The sequence below is a fragment of the Citrobacter sp. R4 genome (genome assembly GCF_026719175.1).
In the GTDB taxonomy this organism is placed as follows: Bacteria; Pseudomonadota; Gammaproteobacteria; order Enterobacterales; family Enterobacteriaceae; genus Citrobacter_A; species Citrobacter_A sedlakii.
The window spans coordinates 640,735-665,987 of record NZ_JAPPSU010000002.1; the positions used below are offsets into that span (position 1 = coordinate 640,735).

The 25,253-nt window shown below is 55.9% G+C and carries 20 protein-coding genes; 6 read left to right on the forward strand and 14 right to left on the reverse strand.

Annotated features, from left to right (window positions below; genetic code table 11):
• Positions 1-165 precede the first annotated feature (165 nt).
• Entirely contained in the window at positions 166-1,533 is a 1,368-nt protein-coding gene (degQ, locus tag OOJ60_RS08550) for a serine endoprotease DegQ (RefSeq protein WP_042291955.1), read from the forward strand.
• Between the two features lie 90 nt (positions 1,534-1,623).
• Positions 1,624-2,691, forward strand: coding sequence for an outer membrane-stress sensor serine endopeptidase DegS (gene degS / locus OOJ60_RS08555; RefSeq protein WP_042291957.1), 1,068 nt, complete (start codon positions 1,624-1,626; stop codon positions 2,689-2,691).
• A 201-nt stretch (positions 2,692-2,892) separates the two neighbouring features.
• Here degS and mdh read toward each other — a convergent pair whose 3' ends face one another.
• Entirely contained in the window at positions 2,893-3,831 is a 939-nt protein-coding gene (gene mdh, locus OOJ60_RS08560; protein WP_042291960.1) for a malate dehydrogenase, read from the reverse strand.
• Positions 3,832-4,246: 415 nt separating this feature from the next.
• On the opposite strand from mdh, the gene argR reads away from it, so the two are divergent.
• Positions 4,247-4,717 (forward strand): transcriptional regulator ArgR, encoded by a 471-nt coding sequence (gene argR / locus OOJ60_RS08565; RefSeq protein ID WP_012135369.1) that lies wholly within the window; start codon positions 4,247-4,249, stop codon positions 4,715-4,717.
• A gap of 368 nt (positions 4,718-5,085) precedes the next feature.
• Positions 5,086-5,349 (forward strand): peroxide/acid stress response protein YhcN, encoded by a 264-nt coding sequence (gene yhcN / locus OOJ60_RS08570; protein ID WP_042291961.1) that lies wholly within the window; start codon positions 5,086-5,088, stop codon positions 5,347-5,349.
• 57 nt (positions 5,350-5,406) lie between these two features.
• On the opposite strand, the gene OOJ60_RS08575 is transcribed toward yhcN, so the two are convergent.
• From OOJ60_RS08575 to aaeX, 5 genes are all read right to left on the reverse strand, one after another.
• The gene (locus OOJ60_RS08575) at positions 5,407-5,679 is read right to left on the reverse strand and encodes a barstar family protein (protein ID WP_042291964.1); all 273 of its coding nucleotides are present in this window, start codon (positions 5,677-5,679) and stop codon (positions 5,407-5,409) included.
• Positions 5,680-5,708: 29 nt separating this feature from the next.
• Positions 5,709-7,157, reverse strand: coding sequence for an NAD-dependent succinate-semialdehyde dehydrogenase (locus OOJ60_RS08580; protein ID WP_042291967.1), 1,449 nt, complete (start codon positions 7,155-7,157; stop codon positions 5,709-5,711).
• A gap of 87 nt (positions 7,158-7,244) precedes the next feature.
• The gene (gene aaeB, locus OOJ60_RS08585; RefSeq protein ID WP_042291969.1) at positions 7,245-9,212 is read right to left on the reverse strand and encodes a p-hydroxybenzoic acid efflux pump subunit AaeB; all 1,968 of its coding nucleotides are present in this window, start codon (positions 9,210-9,212) and stop codon (positions 7,245-7,247) included.
• A gap of 5 nt (positions 9,213-9,217) precedes the next feature.
• Complete coding sequence (gene aaeA, locus OOJ60_RS08590) at positions 9,218-10,150, reverse strand: p-hydroxybenzoic acid efflux pump subunit AaeA (protein ID WP_205612389.1); 933 nt, start codon at positions 10,148-10,150, stop codon at positions 9,218-9,220.
• Positions 10,151-10,157: 7 nt separating this feature from the next.
• Positions 10,158-10,361: a p-hydroxybenzoic acid efflux pump operon protein AaeX gene (gene aaeX / locus OOJ60_RS08595; protein ID WP_000051841.1), complete on the reverse strand. Its 204-nt coding sequence runs from the start codon at positions 10,359-10,361 to the stop codon at positions 10,158-10,160.
• Positions 10,362-10,542: 181 nt separating this feature from the next.
• Here aaeX and aaeR point away from each other — a divergent pair, with 181 nt between their 5' ends.
• Positions 10,543-11,475, forward strand: coding sequence for an HTH-type transcriptional activator AaeR (gene aaeR / locus OOJ60_RS08600; RefSeq protein WP_060571044.1), 933 nt, complete (start codon positions 10,543-10,545; stop codon positions 11,473-11,475).
• Between the two features lie 100 nt (positions 11,476-11,575).
• Here aaeR and tldD read toward each other — a convergent pair whose 3' ends face one another.
• From tldD to csrD, 8 genes are all read right to left on the reverse strand, one after another.
• Entirely contained in the window at positions 11,576-13,021 is a 1,446-nt protein-coding gene (gene tldD, locus OOJ60_RS08605; RefSeq protein ID WP_205612390.1) for a metalloprotease TldD, read from the reverse strand.
• 167 nt (positions 13,022-13,188) lie between these two features.
• The gene (yhdP, locus tag OOJ60_RS08610; RefSeq protein WP_205612391.1) at positions 13,189-16,992 is read right to left on the reverse strand and encodes an AsmA2 domain-containing protein YhdP; all 3,804 of its coding nucleotides are present in this window, start codon (positions 16,990-16,992) and stop codon (positions 13,189-13,191) included.
• 94 nt (positions 16,993-17,086) lie between these two features.
• On the reverse strand, positions 17,087-18,556 hold the full coding sequence (rng, locus tag OOJ60_RS08615; RefSeq protein ID WP_042291983.1) for a ribonuclease G: 1,470 nt from the start codon (positions 18,554-18,556) through the stop codon (positions 17,087-17,089).
• Complete coding sequence (locus OOJ60_RS08620) at positions 18,546-19,139, reverse strand: Maf family protein (RefSeq protein WP_205612392.1); 594 nt, start codon at positions 19,137-19,139, stop codon at positions 18,546-18,548. Before OOJ60_RS08620 ends, rng begins: the two co-directional genes overlap by 11 nt.
• 17 nt (positions 19,140-19,156) lie before the next feature.
• A complete protein-coding gene (gene mreD, locus OOJ60_RS08625) occupies positions 19,157-19,645 on the reverse strand; it encodes a rod shape-determining protein MreD (protein WP_042291986.1) in 489 nt (162 codons plus the stop codon).
• Positions 19,645-20,670 (reverse strand): rod shape-determining protein MreC, encoded by a 1,026-nt coding sequence (mreC, locus tag OOJ60_RS08630; protein ID WP_205612393.1) that lies wholly within the window; start codon positions 20,668-20,670, stop codon positions 19,645-19,647. The genes mreD and mreC overlap by 1 nt, the downstream gene beginning before the upstream one ends.
• A gap of 63 nt (positions 20,671-20,733) precedes the next feature.
• The gene (gene mreB, locus OOJ60_RS08635; RefSeq protein ID WP_000913396.1) at positions 20,734-21,777 is read right to left on the reverse strand and encodes a rod shape-determining protein MreB; all 1,044 of its coding nucleotides are present in this window, start codon (positions 21,775-21,777) and stop codon (positions 20,734-20,736) included.
• 308 nt (positions 21,778-22,085) lie between these two features.
• Positions 22,086-24,026 (reverse strand): RNase E specificity factor CsrD, encoded by a 1,941-nt coding sequence (csrD, locus tag OOJ60_RS08640; protein ID WP_042291991.1) that lies wholly within the window; start codon positions 24,024-24,026, stop codon positions 22,086-22,088.
• Between the two features lie 205 nt (positions 24,027-24,231).
• Here csrD and acuI point away from each other — a divergent pair, with 205 nt between their 5' ends.
• Positions 24,232-25,206 (forward strand): acrylyl-CoA reductase (NADPH), encoded by a 975-nt coding sequence (acuI, locus tag OOJ60_RS08645; protein WP_042291994.1) that lies wholly within the window; start codon positions 24,232-24,234, stop codon positions 25,204-25,206.
• Positions 25,207-25,253 lie beyond the last annotated feature (47 nt).

Sequence of the window (25,253 nt, forward strand, 5' to 3'; positions counted from 1 at the left end):
CACATCGGCACGAAATTTTCCGGGCGCGCTCATTGCGCCCGCCTCTTCTCTCCCGTCCCGACTATCATTTAATCATTATCCGCATTGTTAGCTGACTGAAAATTCAATAACATCAACCTGTTTTGAATCGACTTTCCTTTCACTCAAGGTACGAGAGCAGGATCCATGAAAAAACACACCCAGCTGTTGAGTGCTTTAGCGTTAAGTGTCGGGTTAACTCTCTCGGCACCGTTTCAGGCCGTCGCCTCGATTCCCGGTCAGGTTCCGGGCCAGCCCGCGTTGCCGAGCCTGGCGCCGATGCTCGAAAAGGTGCTGCCTGCCGTGGTGAGCGTGAAGGTTGAAGGCACCGCCACCCAAAGCCAGAAAGTACCGGAAGAGTTCAAAAAGTTCTTCGGTGACGAACTGCCGGATCAGCCCTCACAGCCGTTCGAAGGTCTTGGCTCCGGGGTGATCATCGACGCCGCGAAAGGTTATGTGCTGACCAACAATCACGTCATTAACCAGGCGCAAAAAATCAGCGTACAGCTTAACGACGGTCGCGAGTTTGACGCGAAGCTGATTGGCAGCGACGACCAGAGCGACATCGCCCTGCTGCAAATTCAGAACGCCAGCAAGCTGACGCAAATCGCTATCGCCGACTCCGACAAACTGCGCGTCGGCGATTTTGCGGTGGCCGTAGGCAACCCGTTCGGTCTGGGACAGACCGCCACCTCGGGTATCGTCTCCGCGCTGGGACGCAGCGGGTTGAATCTGGAAGGACTGGAAAACTTTATTCAGACCGACGCCTCGATTAACCGCGGGAATTCCGGCGGCGCGCTGCTTAACCTGAACGGCGAGCTTATTGGCATCAACACCGCCATCCTCGCGCCCGGGGGCGGCAGCGTGGGCATTGGCTTTGCTATCCCCAGTAATATGGCGCGCATTCTGGCGCAGCAGTTGATTCAGTTTGGCGAAATCAAACGCGGCCTGCTCGGTATCAAGGGCACCGAAATGACCGCTGACATCGCCAAAGCGTTCAAACTTGACGTTCAGCGCGGCGCGTTTGTCAGCGAAGTGCTGCCGAACTCCGGTTCCGCGAAGGCAGGCGTGAAATCCGGCGACGTCATCACCAGCCTCAACGGTAAGCCGCTCAATAGCTTTGCCGAGCTGCGATCGCGTATCGCCACCACTGAACCGGGCACAAAAGTGAAACTGGGCCTGCTGCGTAACGGTAAGCCGTTGGACGTGGAAGTCACACTCGACACCAGTACTTCCGCCTCTGCGAGTGCGGAAATGATCGCCCCGGCGCTTCAGGGCGCGACGCTGAGCGACGGTCAGCTGAAAGACGGCAGCAAAGGCATCAAAATTGACAGCGTGGAGAAAAGCAGCCCGGCCGCCCAGGCTGGTTTGCAGAAAGATGATGTGATTATCGGGGTCAACCGCGATCGCGTCCATTCCATCGCCGAAATGCGCAAAGTGCTGGAAGCGAAACCGTCAATCATCGCGCTACAGGTGGTTCGCGGTAACGAGAGTATTTACCTGCTCCTGCGCTAATGCGACTTAACCGGACATCAGCCCCGCGTGTGATGTCCGGTTAACTCGTGGTATGCTGCTGCCGTTTCCTTTATTAATGACGCCTCCATCATGTTTGTGAAGCTCTTACGTTCGGTCGCAATTGGTTTGATTGTCGGCGCCATTCTTCTGGCCGCCATGCCTTCGCTACGCAAAATCAACACCCTTTCCGTACCGCAATACGACAGCGCCGACGAGACGCCGGCGAGCTACAACTCTGCGGTACGTCGCGCGGCGCCTGCGGTGGTCAACGTCTATAACCGCAGCATGAACAGCACCGCGCATAACCAGCTGGAGATCCGCACGCTCGGTTCGGGCGTCATTATGGATCAACGCGGCTATATCATTACCAACAAGCACGTGATCAACGATGCCGACCAAATCATCGTCGCCCTTCAGGATGGTCGGGTGTTCGAAGCGCTGCTGGTCGGCTCCGACACGCTGACCGATCTGGCGGTCCTGAAAATCAACGCCACCGGCGGCCTGCCAACCATTCCGATCAACACCCGTCGCACGCCACACATTGGCGACGTCGTGCTGGCTATTGGTAACCCGTACAACCTCGGGCAGACCATTACCCAGGGGATTATCAGCGCGACGGGGCGCATAGGCCTGAACCCGACGGGACGGCAGAACTTCCTGCAAACGGACGCCTCGATCAACCACGGAAACTCCGGCGGCGCGCTGGTGAATTCGTTGGGCGAACTGATGGGAATCAACACGCTGTCGTTTGACAAGAGCAACGATGGTGAAACCCCGGAGGGGATCGGCTTTGCCATCCCGTTCCAGCTGGCGACCAAAATTATGGATAAGCTGATCCGCGACGGGCGCGTGATCCGCGGCTACATTGGCATTGGCGGTCGCGAGATTGCGCCGCTGCACGCACAAGGCAGCGGGATGGATCAGATCCAGGGGATCGTCGTAAATGAAGTCGCCCCGGATGGCCCGGCGGCGCAGGCGGGAATTCAGGTTAACGATCTGATTATCTCGGTGAACAATAAGCCGGCCGTGTCCGCGCTGGAAACGATGGATCAGGTGGCGGAGATCCGACCGGGGTCGGTGATCCCTGTGGTGGTCATGCGTGATGACAAGCAACTGACGTTGCAGGTCACCATTCAGGAATACCCGGCGACCAATTAATACGCTGCATCCGTCACGCTGCCGCTTTGTTGGCTATGGTCATTCTCCCCAGTCTCGTACTGTTCGTACGCTTCTGGGAATTCACTGACTTGCTGCCCCGACGCTACGTGAATAATTCGGGGTACAGAGAATATCGCCAAACCCAATCACAAAAAAACCGGAGTCTGCGCTCCGGTTTTGTCTTTTCTGGCTACGGTTCGCTTACTTGTTAACGAACTCTTCGCCAAGCTGAATGTCTTTCTTCAGCGTGTCCAGCATGCCTTCCAGCGCGTTCTGTTCGAATGCGCTCAGTTTGCCGATAGACTGACGTTCTTCCACGCCGTTTTTACCCAGCAGCAGCGGCTGAGAGAAGAAACGCGCATACTGGCCGTCACCTTCAACGTAGGCACATTCCACCACGCCTTTTTCGCCCTGCAACGCGCGAACCAGAGACAGGCCAAAACGTGCCGCCGCCTGGCCCATCGACAGGGTTGCGGAACCGCCACCGGCTTTTGCTTCAACCACTTCAGTACCCGCGTTCTGGATACGTTTGGTCAGGTCAGCCACTTCCTGCTCGGTAAAGCTCACGCCCGGGATCTGCGACAGCAGCGGCAGAATCGTCACGCCAGAGTGTCCGCCAATTACCGGAACTTCAACGTCGGTTGGCAGCTTGCCTTTCAATTCCGCGACAAAGGTGTTGGAGCGGATGATGTCCAGCGTGGTGACGCCAAACAGTTTGTTCTTATCGTAAACGCCCGCTTTTTTCAGCACTTCAGCGGCGATAGCCACGGTGGTGTTCACCGGGTTGGTGATGATACCGATGCAGGCTTTCGGACAGGTGGTCGCGATCTGCTGAACCAGGTTCTTAACGATACCTGCGTTAACGTTAAACAGGTCGGAACGGTCCATGCCCGGCTTACGTGCAACGCCTGCGGAGATCAGCACCACGTCAGCGCCTTCGAGCGCCGGGGTCGCGTCTTCACCGGAGAAGCCTTTGATTTTCACAGCAGTTGGGATATGGCTCAGATCAACGGCCACACCGGGAGTCACTGGAGCGATGTCGTACAGGGAGAGTTCTGAACCTGAAGGCAGTTGGGTTTTTAACAGTAGTGCAAGCGCCTGGCCGATGCCGCCAGCTGCGCCGAGGACTGCGACTTTCATCCTAAACTCCTTATTATATTGATAAACTAAGTGTTTGTTGCTCCGCGGCGGCGACCATAATCCACAAATACGATGAATACAATCACTCATACTCAATTATGTGTAGTCACGCGAATTTAGCTTTTATGCATTTAATTTACGTAATACGAGGACGCCAGCGCAGTCGAGCAACTTTCCAACAGGTGGTGACAATATACCCTACTGCCCGACCAAAACAACATCATTTTGATAACAATTAATTTACTTTTAAGCTTATTTGCGAGGCGTGACACAGGCATGTTTCTTGATAACGAAATTTGATAAAATTCCGCTCTTTCATAACATTATTTCAGCCTTCACTAAGGCAGACTGTTTGCATAAAAATTCATCTGTATGCATAATAATGTTGTTTCCATCCTCATACTACGGGTGACTTATGCGAAGCTCCGCTAAGCAAGAAGAGTTAGTTAAAGCGTTTAAAGCGCTGCTCAAAGAAGAAAAATTCAGTTCCCAGGGCGAAATCGTCCTCGCGTTGCAGGATCAGGGCTTTGATAATATCAACCAGTCCAAAGTATCCCGCATGTTGACCAAGTTCGGCGCGGTACGCACCCGCAACGCGAAAATGGAGATGGTTTACTGCCTGCCGGCTGAACTCGGCGTCCCCACGACCTCCAGTCCGCTGAAGAATCTGGTGCTGGACATCGACTATAACGATGCGGTGGTGGTGATCCACACCAGCCCCGGTGCCGCGCAGCTGATCGCGCGCCTGCTGGACTCGCTCGGTAAAGCCGAAGGTATCCTTGGCACCATCGCCGGTGATGACACTATCTTCACCACGCCGGCGAACGGCTTTACGGTGAAAGATCTGTACGAAGCCATTCTGGAGCTGTTCGAGCAAGAGCTTTAATCCCCTTCACCCCGCTGCGTTCCGCGGCGGGGAAAACCCGGCCCGCACCTCAATTCACCCGCTTTTCTGCTGCATCTGATTTAACAGTTAGTGCCTTTTACTGCCTAAAGACATTCACATAGTGAATACATCTTCTCTAAAACGCACAAATCGCTAAATTGTATAACATTTTGATTTTATTGAAAAACACACTAAATGCCTGCATTTTTAATGACGCATTGTTATAAAAATGTCGTTTTTAATCACTGACAAAGCAGCGAAACAGTTAGCGTGGTATTAATTTATCGCGTTATTAGTGTATACTCAGTTCTGTGATGAGGGTCACGAAACGAAGACCCCCAATAATAAAATTCGACGAGGTACTTATCATGAAAATCAAAACTACTGTTGCAGCATTAAGCGTTCTCTCTGTTCTTTCTTTCGGCGCTTTCGCCGCAGATTCGATTACCGCAGAACAAGCACAAAATCGCGAAGCAATGGGTTCTATCTCCGTAAGCGCGATCGGCTCAAACCCGATGGACATGCATGAAATGCTGAACAAAAAAGCCGAAGAAAAAGGCGCATCAGCGTATCAGATCACTGAAGCCCGCAGCGGTGACAACTGGCATGCCACTGCCGAACTGTACAAATAAACCCTCGTCGTCTAGTCCGACGACCTTGCCCCCGACTGTCGGGGGCTTTTTTATGCCTTAATGACGGACGTTGAAGCGCAACTGCCCTTCCAGCTCTTCTTCCGCTTCATCAAACAGCAGAATCAGCGCGCCATAGCGTCTGCGCAGCTTGTCGGGGAGATGCACAAACTCGATCTCCAGCGGCAGCGGCAGCTTTTCGCTCATAACGATATCCCACAGCGCATCGAGATCGTTCACGTTTTCGCTGGCGAGGCCAAACATCCGGGTAAATTCACGATAAAAATCGTTCTGATCCTCAATTTCATCAAAATCAAATGTATAGATGTTCATTTGTCGCCACCTTCCCGACGCCACCTCACTTACAGGCCGCCAATGTGCAGGGTTTTCACTTCCAGGAATTCGTCCAGCCCCAGCACCGATCCTTCACGTCCCAACCCTGACTCTTTCACGCCGCCAAATGGCCCCAGCTCGGTGGAAACCGCACATTCGTTAATGCCGATCATGCCGCTTTCAATGGCCTGCGAGACGCGGAAAACCCGCTGCAGGTTTTGCGTATAGAAGTAGGCGGCGAGGCCAAACGGCGTGTTATTCGCTCGCTGAATGACCTCGTCTTCGCTGGTAAAACGGAAGCAGGCGGCAACCGGCCCAAAAGTCTCCTCGCTGGCCAGCTTCATGCCATCACTGCACTCCCCCAGCACCGTCGGTAGCCAGAAGTTACCGCCAGACGGATGCGCCTTGCCGCCCGCTAACACCTTCGCGCCTTTCGCCACTGCATCGTCGACGTGCTCACGCACTTTGTCGACCGCAGACGGCTCTATGAGCGGCCCGACCACTACGCCTTCGTCCAGTCCGTTGCCGACCTTCAGCGCCTGTACTGCGTCCGCCAGCCTGCGGGTAAATTCGTCGTAGACGTTCTCCTGAATATAGAAACGGTTGACGCTCACGCATACCTGACCGGCATTGCGGAATTTATTGGCGATCGCACCCTGCACGGCGGCATTGATATCGGCATCGTCAAATACGATATAAGGCGCGTTGCCGCCCAGCTCCATCGAGACCTTTTTCATCGTTTCCGCCGCGTTTCGCACCAGCGTTTTCCCGACGGCAGTGGAACCGGTAAAGGAGATTTTGCGCACTTCATGGCTGGCCATAATCGCGTCGCTGATCTCCTGCGTATTGCCCGCCACGGCGTTGAGGACGCCATCCGGTACGCCCGCTTTCTTCGCCAGGGTAAGCAGCGCAAAGGCGCTTAGCGGTGTGTTATTGGCGGGTTTAATCACGCCGGTGCAGCCAGCGGCCAGCGCCGGGCCAAGTTTTCGCGTCAGCATCGCCATCGGGAAGTTCCACGGGGTTATGGCCGCCACCACCCCCACCGGTTCACGGGTCGCCAGAATGCGCGATCCGGGTTTGACCGGCGGAATAATTTCACCGTTAGCGCGTTTAGCCTGCTCCGCAAACCACTGGATAAAGCTGGCGGCGTACTCCACTTCGCCTTCCGCTTCTTTCAGCGGTTTCCCCTGTTCGGTGGTCATTAACTGGGCCAGCCAACGTTTATTCTCAATAATCAATTCGTACCAACGGTACAAAATAGCCGAGCGCGCTTTCGCCGTTTTCGCTCGCCAGGCGGGAAACGCTTTGCTGGCGGCGGCAATCGCCTCCTCGGTCTGCTGTTTACCCGCTTTGGCGACCTTCGCGATTATCTCGCCGGTGGCCGGGTTCAGGACATCAAAGGTGGTATCCAGCGTTTTCCACAATCCATCAACCAGATATCCCGTCTGGAAAAGTTCGTTCTCCTGGAGCGTTTGCATGATGTTTCTCCTTTCGATGTCATGGTTTTGCGCACATCGAATAAGTATAGCCATAAAAAAACCGACGCTTTTGGCGTCGGTTTCAGGTCAGCTATCGGTGAGCGCATGTTGATACTTGTGTAGCATGCCGGTCAGACGTTTTACCGGCTCGGTCACCTGCGGCGGCGCTTCCCAGACTCGCAGTTTTTCCTGATAGACGTTCAGCTCCTCCAGCAATTGCGCGAAGTAGCGTCGACGCTTATCGTCATTGCTGGCCGATATTACGTGATCCGCTGTACGGCGCAGCTGGCGGTGAAACGCTGACAGATCCTCGTTGACTGGAACAGGCGCGTCGCGCAGGCGCTGATGCGCAATGATCATCGTCAGGGCAAGACGGAATTTCGGCAGGTCGCCAGGAAATTTGTTCATCAGCAAAAACAACTGCTGATAAAGCGCCGGAAGATGATTCTCTTTACGACGCACCACGTTGGTGGTCATCGCCGAGACTGCCGCAGAGACAAACTGGTTCAGCAGCACACGCCCGGTACGGGCGCGGGAGTTATCACGCACCAACAGAATAACCAGGAACGCCAGCACGCAGCCGACAATTTGTCCTAACGCGCTGTCGAGAAACTGGCTGAAATGGAAGGTCATCGGGTTGTCCAGTACGATAATGTTAATGGTACTGGCAAGCGCCCCCATCGATCCCAGCCGCCGCTTCTGTACTTCGATCCCGAGAAAGAACCCCAACACCGCAAGGCTCAGACACAGCAGCAACATGCTTTGCTGGGTATTAGGCAGGATCACCAGAAAGTAAAACGCCCCCAACGGCAGCGCCGCGAGCGTCCCGTAGATAAAATCGATCCCCACCATCCGCGGATTCGGCAAACGCATGGCGAGCGAGGTCACCACCGCGATCATGACCATTGCCCCGTTGCCGGAGGTCCAGCCGGTCCACAGCCAGAACAGGCTGCCCAGTACGCAGGAAATCGTGGTACGCCAGAAGTTGACCATCGCATGATGACGCTCGGCGGATTCCACTTTCACCACCGGCTCGCCCTCCAGGATCTCCTCCTCGGTACCGCTAATTTTGGTATTACCGATTACTCCCCGTTTAAGCAGCAGATAGCGCGTCGCCGCCCCGGCCCAGGTGTACAAGGTCACCGGCGTTTCGCGCTCGCCGGTCCACGCAATCACCCGACGCAGGCGTTTAAGCTGTTTATGCACGTCCTGCGCCGTTTCAACGGGCATATCGAAGAACTCCCGGAACGTATCGGTGATCGCTTCCGGTCGCGTATTCTGAATCAAATAGGTTTCGCAGGACTGAGTCACCATGGTCAGCGAAAGCGTGTTAATCGCCTTCAGACGGCGGTTGGCAAGCGCCCAACGCGATGATTCCATGTTCAGGTTACTGCGCATTCCCTCCAGCGCGGCGGTTCGCCGCACCAGATCGCCCCAGGCCTGATCCACTTCTTCGCTGTCGCCATGTTTGATACACAGCTGCATCAATTGGTACTGCGCGACCAGCAGGCTGTCCAGTTCGCGATCCACTTCCTGTTTGATGGATCGCGGAGAAAACAGAAGATCCGCCATGATGGCGCAGACAATCCCGATGACGATTTCGCTACATCGTTCAACGGCGAACTGCGGCGTCAACAGCGGTTCCGGCTGAATGGTGATAACGATAATCAGGGCGGTATAGCCCGACAATCCCCAGGCATAGGAGTTTTCGATACGCACCAGCGACGATACCCAGGTACAAAACCCCGCCCAGATACAGCACACCATAATCATCAGCAGCGGCGCGCGGATCATCGTCGTGATGATCACCAGGGCGGCAATACAGCCGATGAAAGTCCCAATAATACGCAGCATCCCGCGATAGCGGATAGCGCCGGAATAGGGTTCGCCGCCAGCGGCGAAAGCCGGTCCCGCCGCGACAATAGCCGCGGTCAGAACGGCCCAGCGCGGCGTCTCAAGCTGAAAATGAAAGCCAACAAACAGCGCCAGTACGATGGCGCATGCCAGTTTAACCGCAAAGCGGATGTGCTGGTTGGCAATGGAAAAAATACCCATCGCGATTAACCAAACTCGCGCAGACGGTGCGCCATTTTACGGAAGAACGAGTCGTTGTTGGCGTCGCGATCCTGCTTACCGGTGACAACCACGGTGGCGGTCGTCCCGGCAGGCCACAGGTTCTCCTGCTGATCGTCAAGACGAATACGCACCGGCACGCGCTGCGCCAGACGGACCCATTCAAGGTTAGAATCGATAGTGGCCATACCTTTGTCGTCACGCGTGCTGCTGGCGTTGGTCACCCCCGCCGCCACGCTGTCCACCGTACCTTTCAGCACCGTGTTGCTGCCCAGCGGGGTGATCTCGGCGCGGTAACCCGGACGCACGCCTTCCAGTTTGGTCTCTTCCATATAGGCCAGCACGTAGAACGAGTTTTGCTTCACCAGCGCCACAGCGGTGGAGCCCCGGGTAATAAATTCGCCAGTATAAACGTTAAGGTTAGTGACCCAGCCGTCGGCCGGAGCGCGGATCACGGTACGCTCAAGATCTAATTTTGCCAGGTCGCGGGTCGCCTGCGCTTTCGCAAGCTGATGTAAGACGGTTTGCAGAACGTTATTGGCCTGGTCGATTTCCTCTCGTGACATCGCCTGTACGCCAAGACGGTTACGGCGGCTGGCCTCCTGACGTTTTTCCTGCGACAGCACCCGGTAATAGGCGACGTCGGCTTCTGCTTCTTCAAGCGCTTTATTGTAGCGCGGCTGGTCAATGGTAAACAGCACCTGATCTTTCTTTACCAGCTGGTTATCATGCACATTCACGTTAGTGATCAGCCCGGAAACATCGGGCGCAATGGCGACCACGTCGGCGCTGAAGCGCGCGTCACGCGTCCACGGTGATTCGGTGTAATAGACCCAGGCGCGAAAAATAGCGATGAACGCCAGGATGACCAGAACGAGGGTAATGGCCGTACGGGAGAGTTTTCTTGTTAGTGTTTTCACTTCAACCTCAAACGAACAGGCGCGATATTAAGTAAAAGAGACAGCAATACAGCGCGGTATTGAACAGAGCCGGATGCCAGACAAAATCATAGATGCCCGTGGGCACAAGCACCCGGCGCACCAGCCAGAAAATCGCCAGTGACAGAAGCAATTCGAAAAATATCGGTGGGAAGGACAGACCAAACACCACGATAACGGGAAACAGACTCATGTTGACCTTGATTTTTTAGAGAGTGCAGGCGATACAGTTTTTAGCCGTGTCGCCGCGGAGAAGGGCAAGGAAAGCCAGGCGAGAGCGACGCAGCCGTTATTTGAATAATAATATATTAACGTAACTGTTATGCTGTTATCTATAATATGTGATCTAAATCACTTTTAAGCCAGAGTGAATAATGGAACGATTAAAACGGATGTCGGTGTTTGCCAAAGTCGTGGAATTTGGCTCCTTCACCGCCGCGGCCAGACAGCTACAAATGAGCGTTTCATCCATCAGCCAGACGGTTGCAAAACTGGAAGATGAACTGCAGGTTAAACTGCTCAACCGCAGTACGCGCAGCATTGGGCTGACTGAAGCCGGAAAAATTTACTACCAGGGCTGCCGTCGAATGCTCCATGAAGTGCAGGATGTTCACGAGCAGCTTTACGCGTTTAACAATACCCCTATCGGCACGTTGCGGATCGGCTGTTCTTCAACGATGGCACAAAATGTCCTCGCCGGACTGACCGCAAAAATGCTGAAAGAGTACCCCGGCCTGACGGTAAATCTGGTCACCGGTATTCCCGCACCCGACCTGATTGCTGACGGCCTGGACGTGGTGATCCGCGTGGGCGCGTTACAGGATTCCAGTCTGTTTTCCCGCCGCCTGGGAGCGATGCCAATGGTGGTTTGCGCCGCCAAACGCTATCTCGCGCAATATGGCATACCGGAGAAGCCAGCCGACCTCGCAAACCACTCATGGCTGGAGTACAGCGTCCGTCCGGACAATGAGTTTGAGCTGATCGCGCCAGAAGGGATTTCAACCCGTCTGATCCCGCAGGGACGCTTTGTCACCAACGATCCGATGACCCTGAGCCGCTGGCTGACCGCCGGCGCGGGCGTCGCCTACGTCCCGTTGATGTGGGTGATCAACGAGATTAACCGCGGAGAGCTGGAGATCTTATTACCGCGTTATCAGTCCGATCCGCGTCCGGTTTATGCCTTGTATACCGAAAAAGATAAGCTGCCGCTGAAAGTGCAAGTCGTGATTAACTACCTGACCGATTATTTTGTCGATGTATCGCAGCTGTTTCAGGGAATGTACGGTCGGGGAAAAGAGAAAGGCTAAATTGCCCGATGGCGCAGTCGCTTATCGGGCACGCAGGAACACAACACGCCAGGCCGGATAACTCGCAACGTGCGGCCATCCGGCACGGCAGACCCGCGACTTACGCGGTGCCGCCCACGGTCAGGTTATCCACCTTCAACGTCGGCTGACCGACGCCCACCGGCAGGCTCTGTCCTTCCTTGCCGCAGACGCCGACGCCGTTGTCCAGCTTCAGGTCATTACCCACCATAGAGATCTGCTGCATCGCTTCGATCCCGGAACCAATCAGCGTTGCGCCTTTTACCGGTTTGGTCACTTTACCGTTTTCAATGAGATAGGCTTCCGAAGTCGAGAAGACGAACTTACCAGAAGTGATATCCACCTGCCCGCCGCCAAAGTTTGGCGCATAGATGCCATATTCGACGGATTCAATGATCTCCTGCGGGGTGGATTTCCCCGGCAACATATAGGTGTTGGTCATGCGCGGCATCGGCAGATGTGCGTAAGACTCACGACGACCGTTTCCGGTTGGCGCAACGCCCATTAAGCGCGCATTCAGCTTATCCTGCATGTAACCTTTCAGAATGCCGTTTTCGATGAGCACGTTGTACTGGCCCGGCGTGCCTTCGTCGTCAATCGCGACAGAACCACGACGATCGACCATCGTGCCGTCATCCACCACCGTACAGAGTTCAGAAGCGACCCGCTCGCCGACCTGTCCACTGAACACCGACGTACCACGACGGTTAAAGTCGCCTTCCAGTCCGTGGCCTACCGCTTCATGGAGCAGCACGCCCGGCCAGCCCGCGCCAAGCACCACCGGCAACGTGCCTGCCGGCGCGGCGACGGCGGAGAGATTAACCAGCGCCATACGTACCGCTTCTTTCGCCCATGCGTCTGCGCGAACCTCCCCGTCCAGATCCGCAAGGAACCAGTCATAGCCGAAACGACCGCCGCCGCCGCTGGCGCCGCGCTCGCGTTTACCGTCTTCTTCCACCTGTACGCTAACGGAAAGACGCACCAGCGGACGCACATCCGCCGCCAGCGTTCCGTCCGTTGCCGCCACAAGGATCAGTTCATAGACGCCGGTCAGGCTCGCGGTGACTTCCTGCACGCGCGTATCAGCGTCTCGCGCCACGCTATCGACACGACGCAGGATATCGAGCTTCTCCTCACGGGTCATGCTCTGGAGCGGGTCCACTGAGGTATAAAGCGCGGAGTGTTCCACTGCGCCCAGCGTTTTCACTTTCCCGTCACCGCTGTCTCTGACAATGGTGCGCGCAGCCTGTGCGCTCTGACTCAGCGCCTGCAGGCTGATCTGGTCTGCATACGCAAACCCGGTTTTTTCGCCGCTGATCGCCCGTACGCCCACGCCCTGGTCAATATTGTAAGAACCATCCTTAATGATGCGATCTTCTAAAACCCAGGATTCGTGATAGCTCGACTGAAAATAGAGATCGCCGTAATCGAGACGGCGTTCGGCCAGTTGGCCCAAAATGGCAAACAGATCCTGATGTTTCAGGCCGTTTGCTGCCAGCAATTGTTCACTTACCAGGTTCAGACTCATCGTTTTGCTACTCGTTAGTTGCTGCGTAGGAGAGCGCTATGCTAAAAAATTTACGCCGGATGGCGCTGCGTTTATGCGGCCTACGGAAACGTCATAATGTAGGTCGCTACGTTACCCTCCGGCAAGACTATGTACTGAGAGTGGGGTAATTCCGCGTCGCCGTCAAATCATTGCGTTTTTTCTTTCCGCGGCTGGCGCAGAACTTCGTTGATCTGCGGTTGATCGACCGGACCGGTGATGCGATAGCGCAGAATCGACACTTTGTTCCACAGCGGCCCAAGCACCTTACTGGCGGCAAATACCGCCGCGCCGACGATCGGGTTGACCGCAAACGCGGCAGCCACGCCCACCGTGGCAGAGATTTCCGGCGCCACGACCGCTTCAATGTCCAGTTCGCGTCGCACCAGATTAACCGACCCTTTCATAGCGATATCCGCTTCCAGGCCGTCCACCAGCGTATCATCGGTATGCAACACGCCGTCTTTAATCCACGCGGTACTGCGGATCGAATCAAAGTAGAACCCTTCGCTAAAGGTGTCGCTAAAATCAAAACGCAGTTTACGCAGCAGCGCGTCTACGCTGAGCAAGCGCAGGAGCTGCCCGGCGTGGCCGGTGCTTAAGTCGGTGATTTCCCCTTTGCCCAGACGGGTACGAATAATCCCGTTGAGTGAGGCTTCATCTGGTTGCCACGGCGGATTGCGCCAGTGCAGATCGTAATCGACATTAAACGACGCGTTGCGCATCGGCGTGGTCACGCCAAAGAAGCCTGCCGCCGCATCAATCTTGTTGCCGCGCAGTTTACCTTTAATCGAAGTGCGTTCGCGGCCAGGCGCGTTGACCCACTGGCCGTCCGCGGTGAGCCGGGCAAAGCCGGTGTCCAGCAACCCGTTGCTCAGGTTCAGCGTATCGCCGTTGATCGCCAGATCGGCATCGATGCGCCCATACTTCTGCCCCCATAACCAGCATTCGCTACAGCGCAGCTGCATGTCAGGCCAGCCGCGGAAACTGACGCGATCTACAGTGGCAAACGGCGTCGCGGGAGCGTCGTTTTTTTCTGCAGGTTTCGCTGTGGACGGGTTGTAATAAAGGTATTTGATATTCGCCAGCCACGGCGCGTTATTGCGCATCGCCAGCGTCGCATTGATCTCTCGCCCCTGCGCTTCAACGGTCGTTCCGTTCAGCGCTGGCTGCGAGACAATGCTCATGTTGTTCCACTGTTGACCGCCCAGCGTCAGCGCTGGCGTACGCAGGGTAATTCGCTGAGGAAACTTCGCGCTGCTGGTCACGTTATCCGCCGCACCTTTCTGGAATAACGCCAGCCATTCGGCGCCATCCAACGCGGGCAGATTAAGTTCGATACCTTCCTGTTCGGGCAGTGGCGGTGTGGTTCGACTTTCCGCCGTCCAGATGGCGCGGTCCAGGGTAAGCTTCTGACCCAGCAGCCAGCGGCTGTTGAAATGGTTCTCTTTGTCTGCGTTGCCGGTGAGGGCAAAGCTACGCAGGTCGCCGTTAGCGGTAATGTTAACGGGTAACGGTTCACCGGCTTTTTTATTCAGCGGCGCAGGTAAGCGACTACTTACATTTTTAAGATCGCCGTTCAACTCAACGTGGTAATGCGCGCCTGAACGATACGGCAGGTCAATCCCCACCTTTCCCTTCCACGCCACGCTGCCACCGAGCGCGTCATTCACCTGGGCAGGCAATACGCCGGTACGGGTGGGCTGCCAGTTACCGTTGAGGTTCACCGCGACCTGATACGCTTTTGCTCCCTGGGTCGTGGAGAAATCGACGTTTAACGGTTGATTAAACCAGTTCGCCGTCATCGGCCCACTGTTGAGATCGCCATTGGTAAAGCTGAATTTACCGCTAAGGTTTTTCAGGGTGCTGTCGATCGGTTTTATCAACAGACTGTTGTCGCGCAACGTGACGTCGCCTTTCGCCGTCACCAGCTCGCCGTCGAGGGGAATATCCAGATGTAAGCGAGCATTCACATCGCCGCCAATTTGCAACTGCTCAAGGGCGGCTCCGAGCGACTCTTTAAGCGGCGTACCGTCAAAATACGGCCCCACTGCGTCGCCAGGCCCAGTGATATCGGCATCAATCAACAGTTTTTCTTTCGAATAGTCGGGGATGACCGCTGTCAGATTGGAGGCTTTTACACCACCCAAATCGACACCGTCGGTTTTCATCCACAAGCCGTCGTTAAGGAAATCCAGCTCGATATTCAGATTGGTCAGCGCAGGCCAGTCCGGCTGGAAAGCGAATTTGGCGTTACGCAGCGGCACCAGCACTTCAAACTGACCTTCGTTATGTTTATAGGGGAACAGATGGGGGTTTCCGCCATAGACCAGCGTCGCGTTATCCGCTTCACCGCCCTGAATCGCCCCGCTGAGATAATCCACCAGCGCTTTACCCATCAGGTTTTCCGGAAAATACCGCCAGGCCTGGGAGCCGTCGTCGGTGCTGATACCCGCCAGAATGCCCAGCCACGGCTCGTCGCCTGCGGGTTGCAGATAGCGGAAACCGCCGCGGGCATGTACCGCTTTGGCTTTAACGTCAATATCGCGCCCATCCAGTTGAAAACCTTTCTCATTCTTCAGCCAGTTCAGGGTCGCTACGCCATCTTCAATTTCTAACGGCGCGCGGAAAACCGTTTCATACGGCATTTTCGCCTGCTTCATGGCGGCGGTTAGCCGACCATCCTCAACGCTTCCTGAAAGGGTCCCGGAAAAATGCTCTGCTCCCGGCAACAACTTCCACTGCTTCCACGCCAGATCGCGCCATGCAGCCTGAAAACGGGTCTTTTCGGTCGCATCAAGGGGGATATCCAGCGCCAGCGTGTCAATCGTTCCGCTCGGCTGCGTCGCCTGCCAGACTTCACCAAGCGCAGGCGAGAGCTTCGCCGCCACGGGGCGCAGCCCATCAAGGCCGGCTAAATCAAGATGGCTGGCGCGAATGCGTAGCTCGTCGCTACGTTTACCGTCCGCGCCGCCCACGTCCTGCTCAGGGATCCAGGCAAGCTGCAGTGCGCCGCTCGGCCAGCGCTTGCCGTCCATGGAGATGCGGGTATCTGGAATGGCGAACTGCCAACCGGGCTGTTCGCGACTGATATGCGCCGTCAGGTTATCGACTGCAAGCGTGTGGGTCGTGTTTTCGCCTTTCCAGCTCGCGCCGCCCTTTTTCAGCCAGACATCGCCGCCAGCGATCTCTCCCTTGCTGATGTTCATCCAGCCCTCAAGACTAAAGCGCGCGGTTTCCAGCACCACGTTGTCCTGCATCCATCGCCCCAACCACGGCTTGACGTCAATGTCGTCCGCCTGCAACCAGACGCGGCCATTATTCAGCAGTCCATCATCGTCGCGCAGGTCCATACGGACCTGCATTACGCCATGTTGACCGGTCAGGCTCGACAGGCTGACCTGCCCCTCCGCGCGGTGACGGTTTCGGCTGTTAAGCCAGGTCAACTGGGGGATAGCCAACTGGGCGCGCTGGCCTGAAAGGGTCAGAAAGCTAATCTGGCTGTCGCGGAGATCGAAGTGATCGAACTGACGCAGAAAAAGATCGCTGATGCGTCCCGCTTCAGGGGTATCCGCGTCTCCGCTGCGTTGAATGGGGGTATTGGTGCGTAGGTTCAGTTGCCAGAACGTCAGATCGCGAAACTGCCAGCGCATATGCAGCAAACTTTGCCAGACATCCAGCGCCAGGGTGACGCGCTTCACCGCAAACTCGCCGCCGTCAGTTAGCTGCACGCGGATGTCACGCGCTTCCAGCGTCGGACCAAAATTTTGCCAACTGGCGGTAAGCTGGCTGGCCTCCGTCGGCAAACCGGTCGCGGATTCGATCTTGGCGAGGATGGCAGGACGCCAGCTGTTGAGATGCGGCAGGGCCAGGCGCAGGCCACTGACCAGCAGCGCTACGATGACGACGAACGCGGCTCCAGTGAGCAGTAATATCCCCGGCAATCGCCTCACGCGTCTCTCCTTGTCTGCCTGAAAGTGGCTCGCAAACTGCAAGCAAAGGGTGCCAGATGGCGGCGTGAACGCGTGATCTGGCCTACGTAAATGATTACATCATTACGACGTCGAACTGCTCCTGGTTATAGAGCGGTTCGATTTGCACTTTAACCTGTTTGCCAACAAAAATTTCCACTTCCGCCAGCGCGTGCGACTCCTCCCCTTTCAGGGCCTCCGCGACCGCCGGAGAAGCATAAACCAGGAAACGGTCGGAATCGTATGCATGATGCACGCGTACGATCTCACGCATAATTTCATAACACACGGTTTCCACCGTTTTCACCGTACCGCGACCGTGACAGGTTGGACACTCGTTGCAGAGCACATGTTCCACGCTTTCACGCGTGCGTTTGCGCGTCATTTCCACCAGTCCCAACTGTGAAAAGCCATTGATGCTGGTTTTCACACGGTCTTTGCTCAGCGCCTGCTCCAGAGAATGCAGAACCCGACGGCGGTGATCGTCATTATTCATATCGATAAAGTCGATGATAATAATGCCGCCCAGATTGCGCAGGCGAAGCTGGCGGGCAATGGCCTGCGTTGCTTCGATATTGGTGTTAAAAATGGTGTCGTCGAGATTGCGATGGCCGACAAAAGCGCCGGTATTGATATCAACGGTCGTCATCGCTTCGGTCTGATCGATAATCAGATAGCCGCCGGACTTCAGCTCAACCTTGCGCTCCAGCGCCCGCTGGATCTCATTTTCCACATCAAAGAGATCAAAAATCGGCTGACGCCCGCTGTAATGCTCCAGCTTGCTGGTCATTTCCGGAATGTACTCGGCGGTAAACTCCAGCAGCGCCTCGTAGGTCAGACGGGAATCCACGCGAATGCGATCCAACTGCGCATCGGCAAAATCACGCAATACGCGCTGCGCCAGCGCCAGTTCGCCGTACATCTGATACCGCGTCTGCGGGCGCTTTTTGCGCTCCATGACTTTCGTCCAGACACGCTTGAGGTAGGCGGCATCGGAAGCCAGATCGTCTTCACATACGCCTTCTGCCGCGGTGCGAATGATAAATCCACCCTGCTCGTCGCAATATTCCGCCACCACCTTTTTCAGTCTTTCGCGTTCGGCTTCGCTTTCAATACGCTGAGACACCCCAACGTGTGACGCGCCGGGCATAAAGACCAGATAACGGGAAGGCAGGGTGATGTCGGTGGTCAGACGCGCGCCTTTGGTGCCGAGGGGATCTTTCACCACCTGCACCATCAAATCCTGTCCCTGACGCACCAGTTCGGAAATGTCCCGTACGGTAAACTGTTTCTGCTCATCGCCCGCCACGCATTCGGTATGCGGCATGATGTCAGAAGCATGAAGAAATGCGGCTTTATCCAGCCCAATATCTACAAAAGCCGCCTGCATACCCGGCAGTACGCGACTTACCCGACCTTTGTAGATATTGCCTACGATTCCCCGTCGCGCCTCACGCTCAATGTGAATCTCCTGGAGGATCCCGCCGTCGATATACGCCACACGCGTTTCCGATGGCGTTACGTTTACCAACAATTCAGCCGTCATGTTTATCCCTTTTCTCACGCAGTGAGTTAAAATTGCTTAGCAACTCATACGTTTCAACCAGCGGTAAGCCGACTACGGCGTGATAGCTGCCATTTATCTTCCTGACAAAACAGCCACCCAGCCCCTGAATACCGTATGCACCTGCTTTATCCATCGGTTCACCGCTGGCGATATAGTCAGCGATATCCGCATCCGACAACGCTCTGAACGTCACGTCGGTCACCACCAGACAGTCGAGCACGTACTGACTGTCGGCCAGCGCCACGGCGGTCATCACCTGGTGCGTCTGCCCGGATAGCTTACCCAGCATTGTCGCGGCGTGTTCTGCATCGCGCGGTTTCTCTAAAACTTCACCATGAAGGATGACGATCGTGTCCGCCCCTAGCACCGGCAAATCGCGCGGGGTTTGCGTCACGCCTGCCTGTGCTTTTTCACGCGCCAGCCGAGAGACATACTGCTGCGCGCTTTCCCCTGCGCCGCGCATCTCTTCGATACCGGTAACGATACGCTCGAACGCAACGCCCAATTGGGTGAGCAGTTCCTGGCGGCGGGGTGAACCGGAAGCTAAGTATAGAGACGTCATAGAAACCTTTATTGCACTTATTGCACCGCGAACTGCTGGCGGATTTTACGCATCAGCAAGAACAGCCACGGCCAGAGCACGCCGTTGACTACACTACTCCAGAACACTTCAGGTCTGAAAGAGACGTTGATCACTAAAAACTCTGACCAGAAAACAATAATATCCACCACCAGCGAAAGCAACATCACCACCAGAGCCTGCTGCCAGAGCGCCAGATTGCGGAATAACTGAAATTTTAATGCGACCAGATACGCGATGATGCTCATCGACAGCGCCCGCACGCCAAGCGTGGAACCGCTAATCAGATCCAGTATGGCACCCATCACAAAGCCTGTGCCCACATTTACGCGGTGCGGCAGCGCGAGGATCCAGTACAGTAAAATGAGCAGCACCCAGTTTGGCCGAAAGACGATGATCTCCTCCGGCCAGGGCATGATTTGTAATAAAAGCGCGATGAGAAACGAGAGCCAGATAACCCAGCGACCCTGGCTACGATAGCTCGCCACTACTGACCTCCCGACGGACGCGGCTGAGGCGACGCAGGCTGCGGCGGCGTTACGGGCGTCGTGGCGATCCCGGTCGCTGGCGCGGGCATTGGCGCAGGCGGCCCCATCATATCCGGCGAGGGCAGCACCTGAGGCATCATCTGCGTCAGGCGCTCATTCGCCACGCGATGCACATCTTCCGGCGTCATGGGATTTGCCCCGTTACGGTCGGCGCCCCACAACAGCAGCAGATAGCGCAGACGCTGTAAACCGGCGGTTGGACGCGCCTGTATCACGGTATATGCCCGCTGTGTATCCAGCTTAACGGAGGAAACCACGGCCACCGGATAACCTTCCGGGAAGCGCCCGCCCAGCCCCGACGTCACCAGCACATCGCCGACGCGAATGTCGGTATTGGCTGGCAGGTGTTCGAGCTGTAAATCATCGGTGCAGCCGTTACCGGCGGCAATCACACGGATATCGTTACGCAGTACCTGAATCGGCAGCGCATGGGTCGCGTCGCAAATCAGTAATACACGGCTGGTCAGCTTCGCCACCGCGACCACCTGGCCGACAACGCCTTTATCGCTGATGACCGGCTGGCCTTCGTAAACGCCGTTCACGCTGCCTTTGTCGATAACCACCTGATCGCTGTAGGGATCGTTAACCGTCGAGATGACCTGCGTCACCATTTTTTGTTCATCCTGACGCAGCGGCGATCCCAGCAGCTCGCGCAGACGCGCATTCTCCTGTTTGTACTGCCCGAGCATCAGCAGCTCGCTGTTTTTCAGCAGCAGTTCCTGACGCAGCGCCCGGTTTTCAAGCTCAAGCTGGTCGCGTGAAGCCAGCGTTTGCGAGACGCCATCAAGCAGTTCACGGGGACCATTGGAAATAAAGTAGAAAGGACTGACGGCGGTATCCATGTACGTGCGTATTTGACTGAACGTACCCAGACGGCTGTCGGCGATAATGACGCCGAGCGCCACCAGCACCGCCAGGATAAGGCGAATCTGTAGCGACGGGCCACGGCTAAAAATTGGCTTCATAAGTTTGCGTATTCTCGTATCAGATTCGGCAGAGGCGCCAGACACGCCCCTGCCTGCATCCGATTACTCTTCGCTGAACAGGTCGCCGCCGTGCATGTCGATCATTTCCAGCGCTTTGCCGCCGCCACGCGCCACACAGGTCAGCGGGTCTTCTGCGACAACAACTGGAATACCGGTTTCTTCCATTAACAGGCGGTCAAGATTGCGCAGCAGCGCGCCACCGCCGGTGAGCACCATGCCGCGCTCGGAGATATCAGACGCCAGTTCCGGCGGGCACTGTTCCAGCGCAACCATCACCGCGCTCACGATACCGGTCAGCGGTTCCTGCAGCGCTTCCAGGATTTCATTGGAGTTCAGGGTAAAGCCGCGTGGAACGCCTTCCGCCAGGTTACGACCACGCACTTCGATTTCGCGCACTTCGTCACCCGGGTAAGCGGAACCGATTTCGTGCTTAATACGTTCTGCGGTCGCTTCACCGATCAGAGAGCCGTAGTTACGGCGGACGTAATTGATGATTGCTTCGTCGAAGCGGTCGCCGCCGATACGCACAGATGACGAATAAACGACACCGTTCAGAGAGATAACGGCCACTTCCGTCGTCCCGCCACCGATATCCACCACCATGGAACCGGTTGCCTCAGAAACCGGCAGGCCTGCGCCGATAGCGGCAGCCATTGGTTCTTCGATCAGGAACACTTCACGGGCGCCTGCGCCCTGCGCGGATTCACGAATAGCACGGCGTTCAACCTGGGTCGCGCCAACCGGCACACACACCAGCACGCGCGGGCTTGGACGCATAAAGCTGTTGCTATGCACTTGCTTGATGAAGTGCTGGAGCATTTTTTCAGTCACGAAGAAGTCGGCGATCACGCCGTCTTTCATGGGGCGAATCGCAGCAATATTGCCCGGCGTACGGCCCAGCATCTGCTTCGCGTCATGACCTACTGCAGCCACGCTTTTCGGCGAACCGGCACGATCCTGACGAATGGCCACAACGGAAGGCTCATTCAATACGATGCCTTGTCCTTTTACATAAATAAGGGTATTCGCGGTACCCAGGTCAATGGACAAGTCATTGGAAAACATGCCACGAAATTTTTTCAACATACTAAGGGATAATCCTGAAAGCTGGGGCGGAAAACAAAATCCGCTTACTTTACCAACCACACGCAGCAGCGACAAGGCGCAAAAATCATCTGCTACGGTGAAAATTAGTGCAGTTCGTTTCCTCTGTTACAAATCTCTACCTGAGTCCCTCAGGGCTGAGCTTTTCAGCAGCAATCCTCGCTTTCATTTGCAACCTGTTTAAGGTCATTCACCTGCATATGTGCTGCAACACCCTGGCGAGCAGACAAGCACACCCCCATGAAAGCACAGCGCGCGTTATTCTACGTGAAAACTGAACAAACGGCAGGTCAAACCGAGTATCTTTGAGAATATTTTTTCACGTTTGTATCCAGCGGTTGGGAGGAGGCAAAGAAATCCCCCTGTCCGCCCGCAACGCCGCGGGCTGTCAGCGTCTGCCACTCGCCACGCGACCGTACGCCTGTCGCGTAAACCTGGGTATGGGTGCCCGAACAGGCTTCCACCAGGCTTTGCACCAGTAACTGGTTCTCTGTTCGCTTCTCAATGTTTCTGACCAATCCCGGATGGAGCTTGAGTAATTCCACATTGAGCTCTTTGATCCAACTGGTGCTGACCAACGTTAAACCCGCCTGGGTTACCGCCACCCGAACGCCTAACGCATTCACCAGACGAATAACTGGCTGTAACCGGCTGATGTGTTGACCCACATCTGCCTCTGCAAGTTCAATAATTATGCGTTTACGTTGTGATTTTTCACACTGCATCAAGGTATCACGCAGCCAGCGTTGAAAACGCGGGCGAATCAGCGACTCTACGGTGACCTGAATCGCCAGATTTTCTTCCGGCCAGTAGCCCAGGAGCGGAATGACCCGGCTGATCTGCAGACGGTCATACTCTTCCGACAGGCCGAACTGAAGCACCATCGGCATATATTCCGCCGAGCTAACCTCTTCATGGCCGTCAAAAATGCGGCACATCAGTTCCCGGTGGTGAACGCGCCCTTCGCGGGTAACCGCTGGCTTTTGATAAATGCGCGGCCCGCCGCGACTGAGCATTTGTTCAATGAGGGTGCGCCAGCGTACGTTGCCGCGCCCTTTTTCCGGCAGCGTATCATCGTACACCGCCCAACTATTTCCGCCCTGCAATACCGCGTTGCGGGTGGCCGCTTCCGCATGTTCCATCACCTGTTCGGTCGACTGGCCGCTACGCCAGGCGCAAATGCCGATATGGAACATATCGTCGCGATCGAGCATTTTATTGGTTGGCAGCGCATCGACCGCTTTCAGAAGTTGCCCGGCGACGCTCTCCGCCTCTTTCAGGGTACGGTGCGGCAGCAGCACGGCGAAGTCACTGCGATGGTAACGCGCCAGCAGCGCGCCCGGAAAGCGCAGGATAAAGGTGGATAACAAATTGATCAGACTGAACAGTTCTTCTTCGGCGAGGTTGCGGCCCCAACTGTCACGCAGCAAATTGAAGTCCGGCAGACGAATCATCATCACCACCCCATGAGCGCCGACCTTTTCTTGATCGTCCAGCAGTGTCGCCAGTTGGTTATCAAAAAAGAGACGGTTGCTGAGGCCGGTTTTGGTGTCCTGAGCCGCGTACGAGCGAATAAGCGTATCGAGTCGGCTGCGTTGCTCCTGCGCGCTCTGGATCTCGGAGAGCAGCATGTCCAGCGCGCTGCTGGTGCGCGCCGGCCATTCATACACGCTGCCGCGAACATTCGGTCCGCGCTCGCCGTTCAGGATCCGCGTAGAACGCACCTCCAGTAGCTCCTGGCCGGAAAGTTGGCGCTGCAGCCAGCGCACCGCCAGAAACAGCATCAGGATAATAAAACCGATCGCCAGCGTGAGCGGCGCGGTGGTCATCAGCGAATGAAAATAATTCCCCATCGGATCCTGATAAACCAGATCCATCGTCATGCCCGGATGTTTTAACAGCGGTACCGACAGTTCCCGGAACATATTACTGGTGCCAACCGGACGGTAGCTGCTGGCGCGCGTCTGGGTAAAGATCGTTTTTTCACCCTGGCGCAAATCAAGCCGGACGATATCCGCAGACATCATCAGTTCGTTGATGTGTGGTGACAGCGCGTTGTAATCGCGCGAAACGAGATGCGTATCGATGGCAGTGGCGACCGCCTGCACGCGATGACTCATTTTGTACTGGATGGCATTGTAAAAACTCAGCGAGCAGCCGATCAGGGTGACAAAAATGGTCAACCCGGTGAGTAGCGTAACAAAAGCTGAGAATTTCGTCGTTAATCGCATCCTTGTGTTAACTCCGCCAGTAAATTGCGACACGAAAATGCATAACCAAACGCGAAATCCGCCTGGTTGCGCAAAGAGTGAGTGCATACTACCAAATCAGGTGTATCTGGCAATTTATTGCGTTGAATCGACGTCACGTTTCAATTAGCGAGTATAGTCTTCAGGAATCATTTTCCAATCCACTACGCAACATTGAGGACAGGTTATGCAGGCTTTGATATTGGAACAGCAGGACGGTAAAACCCTCGCATCCGTGCAGACGCTTGAAGAAAGCCGGTTGCCGGAAGGCGATGTTACCGTGGACGTGCACTGGTCCAGTCTGAACTACAAAGATGCGCTCGCGATCACCGGAAAGGGAAAAATCATTCGTCATTTTCCGATGATTCCTGGAATTGATTTCGCTGGCACTGTGCGCACAAGCGAGGATCCGCGTTTTCATGCCGGTCAGGACGTTTTACTGACCGGATGGGGCGTTGGCGAGAATCATTGGGGCGGTCTGGCCGAGCAGGCGCGCGTCAAAGCGGACTGGCTGGTGGCGATGCCGAAAGGCCTGGATAGCCGTAAGGCAATGGTGATCGGTACGGCGGGCTTCACCGCCATGCTCTGCGTAATGGCTCTGGAAGAGGCCGGTATCCGTCCTGAAGATGGCGAAATCGTGGTGACCGGCGCCAGCGGCGGCGTGGGCAGTACGGCTGTCGCCCTGTTGCATAAGCTGGGTTATCAGGTCGTTGCCGTATCGGGTCGTGAAAGCACCCATACTTATCTGAAACAACTTGGCGCCCAGCGCATTTTGGGACGCGACGAGTTCGCTGAGTCTCGCCCGCTGGAAAAACAGCTGTGGGCAGGCGCGGTGGATACCGTTGGCGATAAGGTGCTGGCAAAAGTTCTGGCACAGATGAACTACGGGGGTTGCGTGGCGGCCTGTGGCCTGGCGGGCGGTTTTGCCCTGCCGACAACGGTGATGCCGTTTATTCTGCGCAACGTGCGTTTGCAGGGTGTGGATTCCGTGATGACGCCGCCCGCCCGCCGCGCCCAGGCCTGGGAACGACTGGTTCGTGACCTGCCGGAAAGCTTCTACGCGCAAGCCACAACGGAGATCGCGCTGGCCGACGCGCCGAAATTCGCCGACGCCATCATGAACAATCAGGTTCAGGGCCGTACGCTGGTTAAGGTTAAATAAGCCGTAGCGCTGCAAAAATTTACATTTAAATAACGAAATTTCTCAGC